The following is a 13,110-nucleotide window of genomic DNA, read 5'->3' as shown; positions in this document are numbered from 1 at the left end:
GATCTCCTATAAACTGCACGAAACACAGCCATCTACTTCTGTTCCACTTAATGCTACTTGCCGTAATCGTACATAATAAATACTCTTGATACCCTTTTTCCAAGCATAAATTTGTGCGCGGTTAATATCACGTGTGGTCGCTGTATCGGGAAAAAATAATGTTAATGAAAGACCTTGATCAACATGCTGTGTTGCAACAGCATAGGTATCTATAATTTTTTCAGGCCCAATCTCATAAGCATCTTGGTAAAAATTCAAATTCGTATTATCCATATAAGGAGCGGGATAATAAACGCGCCCAATTTTTCCCTCTTTGCGAATTTCAATTTTTGAAGCAATTGGATGAATAGAAGAAGTAGCATGATTAATATAGGAAATAGATCCCGTGGGTGGAACAGCCTGTAGATTGCGATTATACAACCCATACTCAACAACTAAATCTTTGAGTTCCTGCCAATCATTTTGACTTGGAATAACAATATTGTTCCGTGCAAAAAGCTCTTGTACAAGCGCAAATTGCGGTTTCCATTCTTTTTCAATATATTTTTCGAAAAAACGCCCATCTGCATAAGCTGATTTTTCAAACCCTGCAAATATTTCTTGACGTTCGCGCGCAATTAAATTGGAAGCACGTATGGCGTGATATGTCACAATATAAAAGTAGATATTGGTAAAATCAATCGCTTCTGGAGATCCATAATAAATCTGCTCACGCGCTAGAAACCCATGCAAATTCATTTGTCCCAAACCAATCGCATGACTTTCGGCATTGCCTTTCGCAATGGAAGGTACACAAGCAATATTGCTCATATCCGAAACAGCAGTCAGAGCACGAACAGCAGATTCTACGGTCTGTCCAAAATCAGGACTTTCCATTGCTTTGGCAATATTCATGGATCCAAGATTACAGGATATGTCACTTCCAATCGTGCGATACGTTAAATCTGTCTCCAGTTCACTCGCCTCACTCACCTGCAAAATTTCTGAACATAAATTGCTCATACTTATGCGCCCAGCTATCGGATTCGATCGATTAGCAGTATCCTCAAATAAAATATAGGGATAACCCGACTCGAATTGAATTTCCGCTAGTGTCTGGAAAAAAACGCGTGCACTTATTTTCTTTTTACGAATCTTTGCATTATCAACAAAGGATCGATAATGCTCCGTTAAAGAAATATCGCTAAAGGGTTTACCTGTAACACGCTCAATGTCATACGATGAGAAGAGATACATATCCTCATTATTCCGTGCAAGCTCAAAAGTAATATCAGGAATAACGACACCAAGCGAAAGCGTTTTGATTCTAACTTTTTCATCAGCATTTTCACGCTTTGTATCCAAAAACTTCATAATATCTAAATGATGAGCATGCAAATAAACAGCTCCAGCCCCCTGTCGTGCCCCAAGCTGATTGGCGTAAGAAAAAGAATCTTCCAAGAGTTTCATCACCGGTAAAACACCTGAGGACTGATTTTCTATTTGCTTAATTGGCGCTCCAGCTTCCCGCAAATTGGTCAAACAAAGCGCCACACCTCCACCACGTTTTGAAAGCTGCAAAGCCGAATTAACCGAACGACCTATCGATTCCATATTATCTTCAACACGTAGCAAAAAACACGAAACCAATTCACCACGTTGTTTTTTGCCAGCATTTAGAAATGTCGGCGTTGCTGGTTGAAAACGTCCTGTAATAATTTCATCCACAAAACTTTCCGCAAGAGCTTTATTCCCTTGTGCCAAATATAAAGCTACAAGACAGACGCGATCTTCATAACGTTCAAGATAACGTTTCCCATCAAAAGTCTTCAGTGTATAGCTGGTATAATACTTAAACGCGCCTAAAAAGGTAGGAAAACGAAATTTAAATGCATAAGCACGTTTAAAAAGCTTTTTAATAAACGAAAAATCATAAAGCTCAAACAAAGCTTTTTCATAATAACCTTCTTCTATTAAGTAATCTATTTTTTCCTTCAAGTTATGAAAAAAAACTGTATTTTGATTAACATGCTGAAGAAAATATTGCCGCGCAGCAAGCCGATCCATATCAAATTGAATATGACCATTTTCATCATAAAGATTAAGCATTGCATTCAACGCATGATAATCAGTAACCTGATCCGATTTCTGCGATTGTCCTATACCAATTGTTTCCAAAATCTTTCCAATCCCTTTTTTACATAAATAACATCTTCATCAGTTCCACGCAGCTCAAAACGATAAAGGCAAGGGACACAACATTTTTCAGCAATAATTTTACTTGCTAAATTATAATAGCGACCAAAATTACGATTCCCACCGCCAATAACACCACAAATTAATTTTCGGTTCTCAGATTCATTAAGAAACTGGACAACGGCCTTTGGCACGGCCCCTCTTCCTTCGCCATCTGCATATGTAGGAACAACCAATACATAAGGTTCACCAACCAATGCAGAAGGCTTTTTTTTATCAATTTTGAAGAGTCGTTGACCAAGCTGCGAGACAAAATGTTCTGTATTACCCGTTGCACTCGAATAATAAACAATAAGCCCCATTAAGCACAAAGACCACTAATCATATCTGGTCTAAAACCAGACCAATGATTTTCACCACAAACAACGACAGGAACCTGACGATACCCCAGAGATTGAACAAAACTATATGCTTGTTCATCACAGGAAATATCAACAACACGATAATGAATGCCTTTTGCATCAAAAGCGCGGCGTGTAGCATCACATTGGACACAAGATGGTTTACTATAAATAGTGATCGACATTTTCTTCAACTTTCACAATTCCAAACAATCAACCCTGAAAGGTCAATCTAATAATTTTATAGGTACTCAAGAATAACAAAAAACAGAAATTGTAAGCAAAACATGTGGTTATTTTCAAATAATACACAGCTTCTTAAACATAACAGAATTCCTCATCAAATAACTTCAAAAACTATGATGAGAATAAGCGATTATTCTACAACTTAAATGGCAAAGCCCCCTAGTTATAAAACAATCTTTTGCTTGCATTACAATTCCCTCCTGCTGTCTAAAAAACTAACGTTCTAAACTACCGTTTTTCAAGAGCTCTGTTTACTCTTTTACGGCAAAAATCAATTACAAAAACGAAAGGGAATCCTTCCAAAAGAGATTCTTCAGTAAAAATACTGCTATACCTTTGGCCAATAAACTCTTTACAATAATGGAAATAACTTAGATACCAAACGAAACACACTAACACCCTCTCTTGTGCTTATTTAGAATCACCAATCATTTTGATACTATATATAGTATATACTCTCTCTCTTTCGTCAAGGTGAATTCAATTATTATTTTTAATTTTCCACGATCTTCCCACTAAAATTTTCAGTACTCAAAACTATGTAATAATATAACATTTTGTTGACAAACGTTATATTATTACATAGTTTCCAAAATAATAAGCAACGATGGTAAAAAATATGGATCTGCACTTCAATAAGACAACATTAGGCTATAGGAATAGAATAGCAATAAAGAACTTTTCAGCAAAGTTAAAAGCTGGTTCATTGGTTGCAATAACAGGTGATAATGGCGCTGGAAAATCGACACTGCTAAAAGCCATCGCCGGATTGATTAAACCTCTTAAAGGAAAAATTACAAAACCAAAAAAAAGCCGCATTGCTTATCTTGCTCAGCAATGTCATGTAGATCAAACATTTCCAATTGATGTGAAAACGCTTGTAAAAACAGGACTGTGGTCTTTTTGTGGATTATGGAAAAACCAACGCCCTTATGATTCTAAGATTCAGAATGCGCTTGAAATGGTTGGACTCTCAGCACTTGCCACCCGTTCGCTTGAAACATTATCAGGTGGGCAATTACAACGCGCTCTTTTTGCACGTATCATTGTACAAGATGCCAATATTATTTTGCTTGATGAACCTTTCAATGGTGTAGATCATAATACCCAAAAAGACCTTCTTGCACTGATCACATACTGGCAACAGCAAGGACGCACAATTCTCACAGCACTCCATAACCCTCTCATCGTGCAAGAATTTTTTCCCCAAATGATTCAAATTGATCAACAAAACGCCTTTTATGGAGAAACAACACAGTTTTTAAACAACACCCTTCATCACGTTATGCCACCTCTCACATCCAATTCTTTCCCTATTAGCGCACAACAAAAACAAAATCTTCTCATTAATGATCCTCTCTTTCTTAGGTTATAAGACGTGTATGCATTTTTTCTTGCCCCCTTTGTTGATTTCCAATTTATGCAAAACGCTCTTATCGGCTCTATTCTTCTCTCTATTAGTGCTTGTCCTGTTGGTGTGTTTTTGATGCTCCGTGGAATGAGTTTGACAGGAGATGCTATCTCTCATGCCATTCTTCCTGGTGTTGCAACTGCTTTTCTCATTTGTGGCTTCTCCCTTATATCTATGACACTTGGTGGTATTTTTGCTGGCATTATTGTTGCTTTAGCAACCATTTTGATTTCACGAAACAGCTTTCAGAAAGAAGATGCATCCATGACCGTCTTTTATCTTATTGCACTCGCGGCAGGTGTTATTATTATCTCACTGAAAGACTCAACTATTGAGCTGCTTCATCTCTTATTCGGATCGGTTCTTGCACTTGATGCACAAGCCCTTTGGTTAATCACTACTATAATGCTGATTACACTATGCAGCCTTTGTATTTTTTGGCGTGCACTCGTTTTAGAAAGCTTTGACCCCCTCTTTTTTAAATCACTCTCTCCATTGAGTAAATATATTCATATTTCATTGCTTGGACTTGTGGTGCTGAATCTAGTTGGAGGCTTTCAATCACTAGGAACATTACTTTCCGTTGGCATTATGATGATTCCAGCCATTACAGCCCGTTTTTGGTTTTCACGGCTAGGCCCTATTTGCGCGCTTTCCACTCTTTTTGGAATCATTTCTAGCGTAGGTGGTCTCCTTCTTTCTTTTCATCTTTCACTTCCCTCCGGCCCTGCTATCATCATTACCGCAGGATTTATTTATCTTGTTTCCTGTTTGATAAGTCCACGTGGCTTTATTGTAGCATGGTTTCCCCACCTCTTTTATACCTCCTCACTTTAAGGAAAAAAACGTGCCTAAATTTGCTCAAAAATTTGTTCTTCTTGGAGCTTTATTGCTTGCCCTTTCTCCATTTTCTGCTTCTGCACACAATAAAATCAAAGTTGTTGCGAGCTTTTCCATTCTTGCAGATCTCATAAAAAATGTAGGAGACAACCATATCTCTATGACCACTTTTGTAGGTCCCAATGCGAATACCCACACTTATGAACCTACCCCTCATGATGCTCAAGCTCTTAGAAATGCTCAAATTATTTTCATCAACGGACTTCATTTAGAGGGGTTCATTGACCGCCTTATCACAGCAAGCGGTACAAAAGCACTTCTTGTCAAAGTTAGTGATAATATACCCCCTCTCGAAATGAAAAAACAAGAACATAATGCCCATCATCACAGCGTTATTGACCCACACGCTTGGCAAACAATTCCCAATGTTGAAATCTATGTGAAGAATATTGCTGCTGCTTTTTGTAAAATTGATCCACAATCCTGCACCAGCTACAAAAAAAATGCCGAAACCTACATCCAAAAACTTAAAATAGCACAAGATACCCTGAAAACAAAAATTGCTACCATTCCTAAAGATAAACGTATCATTATCACATCTCATGATGCCTTTGGCTATTTTGCCAAGGAATATGGTTTTACTATCCTTGCTCCTCAAAGTGCTTCAACAGAAACTGAAGCAACCGCAGCCGATGTAGCCAAGCTTATTAAACAAATTAAAGCGAATAAAGCAACGGCCCTATTCGTTGAAAATATCTCTAATCCTCGTCTCATAAAACAGATTGCAAAAGAAACAGGTTTAACAATTGGTGGAACACTTTATTCTGATGCATTGTCAAACAAAAATGGCCCTGCAGCAACTTATCTCGATATGATGGAACATAATGTGAATACCATCATTGATGCTATCACAAAACATTAAGATCTTCTATAAAAGAGATAAAAAAGAGTTCATAAAATCGTAAGTCTATGGTTATGTTACTAATGATGCCCCAACAGCTATAATTGATAACATTGATATGAAATAAAGTTACTTTTACAGAGAAATTTATACTCTATAGATTCTAAGATAGATAAAGTAAGTAGATTTATTGCCTCATGGTGCCCAAACTATTAGCAGTAGCATTCTATTTTTCAATGCTTCTTTTACAATAACTCTCGACACTTGAAAGATTCATAAGAAGAATTTTGTGTCTCTTTCTTAAAGTATTTTTATCTATCCAACTTCATTTATAACATGCAAGTAGAATTGTGTATGAATAAAAACCACTTGAAGAAAAAATGCCTCTTATGAAGAGTCTCAACACAATAATTGTTGCAATGTTGGAGACTGAAAGAGAGTATGATGATGGCCCAAGCTTGTATTTTTATACGCATAAAGATGGCAATACACAATGGATTTTATGTTATACTATTTATAAACGACTGCGTGAAAAAATAGTTTGAACAACCTAGCAAGATATTTTTTTAAAAAAGTGCGTAAATTGGCAACCCAACAGCCTTCTGTTTAGGTATTCTGTTTTGTATGAGAGATGCAATTTTATTCAACGAACGTAAAAAAATGTGCTCGGCAATGCTTAATCGCCATTATGTAAGAGACATTGGCTTAGATGTTTTTGAAAATCGCAATACTAAATTAAAAGATGAGGCTAAAGATAAAATCTATTTTTTATTTGATGCTTTCATATTCTGCCTAAATTAAGCTGTCTCCTCATTTTAGAAATTACACAAAGCAGATAAGCTTATTCTACTTTAGCATACAAAACTGAATACAGCACTGAACCGTCTTCATATTTGTCTCAAACATACTGCTGTATAAAGTTTAGGTTGATTTATAAGCAACAAAAAATCACGCGCTTTATAAGAAAATAATATCATAAAACCATTAATAGACTGGCAATATATTGAAAAAATATACCAGCTTTTATAAAATGCTTTGCAAAACAATAATATAACTGCCTTTGTCCCTACTGATTCTTATAGGTGTTCGCACCAATCCCTTATGTTATATTCATAAAGATCTGTTTTAGAATGATCTATAGGCAATTTTTAACTCAAGAATATAGAAAGATCGATGAGATGTTACAGATGTATTTCATCTGCTTTTATCGCTAAAAGCAATGAAAATTCTAAAATAAGCACACCTTCTATCTCTCAGTGATTTTTTGCAACTTATCAGATACCCTTGCTGAGAATTACATAGTGATTTACATGAGAAAAAATAAACTTGCAGCATGCGCGCATAGGTTTCTCTCTAATTTATGTGATTGGTAAAAAAACAAATGCTTCTTATAGGAGCTCTGAAACTATTTTAGATCATATGGCCAGCAGTAAAATAGAATGCGCCTATTCTCGTAGAGACTATTTAGAACAGCGTCGTATTTTATGGATCAAATAGACTTCTTATGTTAGCGATCAAAGCTCAGATATGGGGCGCATCCTCCCTTATCTATGACTCATTTTTTCTCTCTATTTCTCTCATTTACTTTTATAATACACATAAATTATTACATCAATAAACATATGATAATATGTTGTTTTTTATAACAAAATTATAAATGAGTAAAAATTGGTTAATAAAGATTTATTCTATATTGATATTTTTTTATAATGAAAATGATGTTTGAAAATTATATTCTTCTTATAGACCATGAAAATGTAAAATTTCTTCATATAAATGTTTTGACATTCTCAGCGCCACGGAACAATGGATCATTACCAAAACTGTTAAAATTTTGTTTTTAATCCCATCGGTTACAACCTGAGTTTGTAAATGTAATTGAGCAAGTCAAAACACACCATTATCATGACGCAGCATAAAAGAGAGTCGTATCACATCAATTAATGCTTACTTATTATTTGTGCGCTTTCCTGTGTTTTTATTAAAAGTATGAAAATTCTGATGAGCAACTGTGAAACTTAGTTTTTGACCATAGTCGTGTGTCAAGCGTTCTTTTATTTCAATCGTAAAGATGCTACCATTCCAACGCGTTAAAACATGGCAACCTGTTCCAATAGGCTTGATAAGCTCAATTTTTGTGTGAAAGACAGGCCCTTTGTCTGGATGTTCGCCCAATAAGATGATCTCAGGTCTGAAGGCTAAAAGATCAGTTTCTTCGCCATAAGAAAATGAATGCCCTAAATGTTGTTCTAAGACATGGCGATCAAGAAAATTCATAGGAGGAGAACCAATGAAATCAGCAACAAATGTTGTTGCTGGAGTATCGTAAATTTCCATTGGTGTTCCAATTTGCTCGATAGCTCCTTTATTCAAAACCACTATTCTATCAGCTAATGTCATAGCTTCTAGTTGATCATGGGTAACATAGAGGCTCGTTGTTCCTAATGAACGCTGTAGTGTTTTTATTTCAATACACATTTGCGCCCGTAATTTTGCATCAAGATTTGAAAGAGGTTCATCAAAGAGAAAAACACGGGGTTGACGTACAATCACACGCCCCATTGCAACACGCTGACGTTGTCCTCCTGATAATTGTCGTGGTTTACGATCAAGAAATGGTTCTATCTCCAAAAGCTTTGCAGCATGTGCGATACGTTTTTTAATTTCTTCTTTAGGAGTTTTACGATTTTTAAGACCATATTCTAAGTTTCCACGAACTGTCATATGGGGATAAAGGGCATAATTTTGAAAAACCATAGCAATATCACGATCAGCTGGTTCACGATCATTGATACGTTCGTTATCAATGCATAATTCACCTGAGGTGACTTGTTCAAGTCCTGCTATAATACGTAATAAGGTTGATTTTCCACACCCTGAAGGACCGACAAGAACAAGAAGCTCTTTATCGGCAATAGTTAAGTTTAAATCATCAATGACCAGAATGCCGTTGTCATACTGTTTTTTTATATTTGATAACTGGATTATGGCCACAATTACTTCTCCGTTTCAATAAGGCCTTTGATAAAAAGCCGCTGCATGAAGATAACAACAAGAACAGGGGGAACCATGGCAACAACCGATACTGCCATGAGTATATTCCATTGAGGATCATGTTGAAGTGATTCGACAATAAGCTGTTTTAAAATAATAAGGATCGTTTGATGATTTTGATCCGTTGTGATGATAAGAGGCCAGAGATATTGTATCCATCCATAAATGAACATAATGATAAATAAAGCAGCGATATTACTTTTACTAAGAGGAAGAAGAATATCCTTAAAAAATTTAACTGGACCTGCACCATCAACACGTGCCGCCTCTAAGAGTTCATCTGGAACAGTCAAAAAAAACTGGCGAAATAAAAATGTAGCGGTTGCAGATGCAATAAGTGGAATAATCATTCCACTATAGGTATTAACCATCCCCAATTTTGCAACAATCTCATAGGTTGGAAGAATACGAACTTCGACAGGGAGCATCAATGTAACAAAAATAAGAACAAAAGCAGTTTTTCGGAAGGGAAAGCGCATGTAAATAATTGCATAAGCAGACAAAAGTGAAATAATAATTTTTCCAATACTAATCCCAAGAGCCATAATGAATGAATTCATTAAAAGTGGCCAGAGGTTGGGCAAACCCAGCTGTGCAAGGCCATCACCAAAGATTGTTTTATAATTTTCCAGAGCATATTTCCCAGGCAAAAGAGGAAGTGTTCCTGAGGTAAATGCTGCTGAACTATGAGTTGATGCAATGATAGCAACATAAACTGGAAAGCAAATAATGATAATACCAACAATGAGCGTTATATGGGTTATAACTTTCAAAACAGGGCGATTTTCAACCATAATTTGTTTCCTAATATTGTACACGGCGCTCAATCCAGCGAAACTGGATAAACGTTAAGACAATAACCATCAACATCAATAGTGTTGATTGTGCTGCCGATGCACCGATTATTTGATTTCTAAAGCCATCATCATATACTTTATAGACGAGGATGCTCGTTGCACGCGCAGGACCTCCAGAAGTTGTATTATCAATAATACCAAAAGTATCAAACATAACATAATTGACATTGACAATAAGAAGGAAAAACGTCGTTGGTGAAATTTGTGGGAAGATCACAGTCCAAAATCGTTTAAAGGGACCAGCACCATCAATGGCGGCTGCTTCTATTTGAGAACGCGGAACAGACTGAAGACCTGTAAGAAAAAAGAGAAAATTGTAAGAAATCTGTTTCCAGCTAGCCGCAATGACAATAAGAAGCATCGCTTGAGTGCCATTAATACGATAATTCCATAAAACCCCTATTTTTTCGAGAAGAAAAGGGATAATCCCAATAGTGGGATGAAAGATAAACAACCATAATATACCGGCCAATACTGGAGCAACAGCATAGGGCCAGAGCAAAAGCATTGTATAAGCCTTTTTTGCACGGATGACACGATCAACACAGACAGCTAAGAGAAGTGATATTGTCATTGAAGCGACAGTAACTGAGATGGAAAATACTGCGGTTGTAAGAAGCGATTGCCGATAAGTAGGATCAGAAAGAACGGTTATATAATTTTCAAGACCAATAAAAGTTGTTGTAAAGCCAAAAGGATCTTCGCGTTCAAAGGATGATTTTATTGCCTGAGCAGCAGGCCAAAAGAAAAACAAAAAAGTCACAAGGAGCTGAGGAAAAAGCAACCCGTAAGAAAGGAGACTATTTTTAAAATATGCATGCTTTTCTTGCATTCGTAGGGCTCTTTAAATGTAGAGACTTTAAAAAGATAAACAAAAAGGACTCAACGATTTTTGTTGAGTCTTTAATGTTTAACAATAAAACGAAATTAATGATTGGATTTTTCAAATTCACGCAAGAGTTTATTTCCACGTTTAACGGTTTCATCTAAACCATCTTTCGGTGTTTTTGAACCACGAAGAACAGCTTCCAACTCTTGATCAAGAATAGTACGGATTTGTGGTAAATTACCAAATCTTATACCTTTCGAATTAACTGTTGGAGGATTAAGATTGATCTGTTTAATAGCTATATCAGCACCTGGCGTTTTTTCATAGAAATGTTGTTTTTTGCTTAATTCATAAGTCGCTTTTGTGGTTGGAAGATAACCTGTTTCTTGATGCCACCTTGCTTGATTTTCTGTTTTTGAAAGAAATTTAAGAAAAGCGGCTGCCCCTGCATATTCCTTTGGAGTATGTCCCTTAAACGCCCAAATAGAAGCTCCCCCAATAACTGAATTTTGCGGCGCTCCTTCTGCATCCTTATAGTATGGTAGCATACCAACCCCCACATTAAACTGAGCTTCAGAAACAATTCCAGCATATGATCCTGAAGATTGCATTAAAATTGCACAATTTTGTGCCATAAACATTGGTGTTGAATCTAATGCGCCAGCAGGACCACCATAGCGGAAAATACCTTGATCAGACCACTTTTTCAAGTCAGCCCACATACGCACTTGTAAAGGTCCATTAAATGTAAGTTCTGAATCAAATCCTTTAAAGCCATTTTCCTTCGTTCCAAAAGGAACATTATGCAACGCTGAAAAGTTTTCTATACCAATCCATTGAGCTGCATAAGTCATTGTAAAACCACACGTTGCCGCTTTAGTTTCAAGAATTTTTTTGGAAAAATCTTCTATATCTTGCCACGTTTTAGGAGGCTGTTCTGGATCAAGCCCTGCTTTTTTAAAGATATCTTTGTTATAATAAAGGATTGGTGTTGAAATATTGAATGGCATAGAAACCATACGCCCCTGTTCATCGGAGTAATAGCCACTAATAGCAGGAAAATAATCTGTAGGATCGAACTCTTGTTTTGTATCAGCCATAAGTTGATAAAATGGATAGATTGCGCCTTTTGCTGCCATCATAGTTCCAGTACCAACGTCATAAATTTGAGCGAGCACCGGCTGTTTCTTTCCACGAAATGCTGCAATGAGTGAAATCAAACCCTCTTCATACTCACCGCGATATGAAGGAATAACTTTATATTCAGATTGACTCGCATTAAAATCGTTAATGAGACTTTCAGTTTCCTTTCCTAGTTCACCACTCATAGAATGCCAAAAGCTAATTTTTGTCTGCGCGAAACCTTCTGTTATTCCCGCTGTTGTTATTATGATAGCAACCGTAGCTACTATGGAAAGATAAAAACGACTCATGATTCACCCTTTCTGAAGTGATGGAATACAAACTACCCCTAAATTTATAGTATCACACATGAACATGCCATGCCGATTTTATTATAAAAATATGCTGGATCATTTAAACAGGAACCACCAAAAGGTCAAATGAATTTGTTTAGATTTATTCGTTTTCTTTTATAAGCTTTCTTATGTATTCATGAGTCATTCGATTGTAAATATTTAAAAAATGAGAAGGTTTAAATAAACAAGGAAATAGGTAAAAAGATATATATCGTAAATGTTATTCAATGACTATTGTAATATTTGAACTTACTTTTTAAAAAAAGAGTTGTTTATTATTTTGTTATTTGTCTTATAACTTTCGATTTATGCCTTAAAACGGTGTTGATACTACATTGAACAAAGAGATAAATAGACTTTTTCTTAAAATGAAGAAAATTATTTTAAAGTATTTAATGGCCTCCTTCCCTGATAATGGGGTCATGCCCTTCATGCAAAACAAAACGGCTTTGTCTTACAAAATTTTCATGCTGTTAAAAAATCTTTCAATACATCTATATCTCATGATAGCTTCTATAAAATGGAATATTAAAGTCCCTCCACTAAAGTGTATAAAACTTTTTGCACGCCATCATTCTTATGCTTCAAAAAGTGAAAAACAGCACCACTCTATGAACCCTCATGCTTCAACAAGTCTTGCATTTGAGAATGTTTAAATGAAAATTTTTATTCTTTTCTCACGAGATATTTATCCACACACCAAGCCTACTTGTAATGTGCAAGTGAATGATTTTGATTGATCCATTGTAAAAAGATTTGAAATGAAAAAACCTTATATGTTAAGAATTCTCATTCAACATGAAAAACTATTAATTATCATTATAAATTAATGTGTTATTGTTACGTGTAAAAAAATATTTCTTGTTTTCTTCCATTAAGCTCGCTTTATGAAGGTACAAGGATTTCTTTTATAAGGTA

General features: G+C 35.8%; 10 protein-coding genes. 3 read left to right on the top strand and 7 right to left on the bottom strand.

Annotation, left to right across the window (positions count from 1 at the left end; all coding sequences use genetic code 11):
• Positions 1–6: 6 nt before the first annotated feature.
• The 3 genes from nrdE to nrdH are packed head-to-tail and all read right to left on the bottom strand — an operon-like array spanning position 7 to position 2,761.
• The gene (nrdE, locus tag ACFIMU_RS04470; RefSeq protein ID WP_375606768.1) at positions 7–2,157 is read right to left on the bottom strand and encodes a class 1b ribonucleoside-diphosphate reductase subunit alpha; all 2,151 of its coding nucleotides are present in this window, start codon (positions 2,155–2,157) and stop codon (positions 7–9) included.
• Positions 2,139–2,537, bottom strand: coding sequence for a class Ib ribonucleoside-diphosphate reductase assembly flavoprotein NrdI (gene nrdI / locus ACFIMU_RS04465; protein ID WP_375606767.1), 399 nt, complete (start codon positions 2,535–2,537; stop codon positions 2,139–2,141). Before nrdI ends, nrdE begins: the two co-directional genes overlap by 19 nt.
• The gene (gene nrdH / locus ACFIMU_RS04460) at positions 2,537–2,761 is read right to left on the bottom strand and encodes a glutaredoxin-like protein NrdH (RefSeq protein WP_005774163.1); all 225 of its coding nucleotides are present in this window, start codon (positions 2,759–2,761) and stop codon (positions 2,537–2,539) included. Before nrdH ends, nrdI begins: the two co-directional genes overlap by 1 nt.
• 680 nt (positions 2,762–3,441) lie before the next feature.
• Between nrdH and ACFIMU_RS04455 the strand changes: the two genes are divergently transcribed.
• Genes ACFIMU_RS04455 through ACFIMU_RS04445 form a run of 3 tightly spaced genes read left to right on the top strand, consistent with a single transcriptional unit; the run spans position 3,442 to position 5,995 of the window.
• A complete protein-coding gene (locus ACFIMU_RS04455; RefSeq protein ID WP_375686599.1) occupies positions 3,442–4,197 on the top strand; it encodes an ABC transporter ATP-binding protein in 756 nt (251 codons plus the stop codon).
• A 3-nt stretch (positions 4,198–4,200) separates the two neighbouring features.
• Positions 4,201–5,070: a metal ABC transporter permease gene (locus ACFIMU_RS04450; RefSeq protein ID WP_375606765.1), complete on the top strand. Its 870-nt coding sequence runs from the start codon at positions 4,201–4,203 to the stop codon at positions 5,068–5,070.
• 10 nt (positions 5,071–5,080) lie between these two features.
• A complete protein-coding gene (locus tag ACFIMU_RS04445) occupies positions 5,081–5,995 on the top strand; it encodes a metal ABC transporter solute-binding protein, Zn/Mn family (protein ID WP_375606764.1) in 915 nt (304 codons plus the stop codon).
• Between the two features lie 1,926 nt (positions 5,996–7,921).
• Here ACFIMU_RS04445 and ACFIMU_RS04440 read toward each other — a convergent pair.
• The 4 genes from ACFIMU_RS04440 to ugpB form a co-directional block, all read right to left on the bottom strand.
• Complete coding sequence (locus ACFIMU_RS04440; RefSeq protein WP_375606763.1) at positions 7,922–8,968, bottom strand: sn-glycerol-3-phosphate import ATP-binding protein UgpC; 1,047 nt, start codon at positions 8,966–8,968, stop codon at positions 7,922–7,924.
• A 2-nt stretch (positions 8,969–8,970) separates the two neighbouring features.
• Positions 8,971–9,822, bottom strand: a complete 852-nt coding sequence (gene ugpE, locus ACFIMU_RS04435; protein ID WP_375606762.1) for a sn-glycerol-3-phosphate ABC transporter permease UgpE — start codon at positions 9,820–9,822, stop codon at positions 8,971–8,973.
• A gap of 10 nt (positions 9,823–9,832) precedes the next feature.
• Positions 9,833–10,717 carry a sn-glycerol-3-phosphate ABC transporter permease UgpA gene (ugpA, locus tag ACFIMU_RS04430; protein ID WP_375606761.1) on the bottom strand — a complete coding sequence of 295 codons (885 nt, stop codon included), beginning with the start codon at positions 10,715–10,717 and terminating at the stop codon, positions 9,833–9,835.
• Between the two features lie 95 nt (positions 10,718–10,812).
• Positions 10,813–12,147 carry a sn-glycerol-3-phosphate ABC transporter substrate-binding protein UgpB gene (gene ugpB / locus ACFIMU_RS04425; RefSeq protein WP_375606760.1) on the bottom strand — a complete coding sequence of 445 codons (1,335 nt, stop codon included), beginning with the start codon at positions 12,145–12,147 and terminating at the stop codon, positions 10,813–10,815.
• Between the last annotated feature and the right edge of the window lie 963 nt (positions 12,148–13,110).

Source organism: Bartonella sp. AC70YNML, assembly GCF_042196545.1.
In the GTDB taxonomy this organism is placed as follows: Bacteria; Pseudomonadota; Alphaproteobacteria; order Rhizobiales; family Rhizobiaceae; genus Bartonella.
The sequence above is the reverse complement of the archived record's forward strand: the minus strand, read 5'-3'. Positions and strand labels throughout refer to the sequence as shown.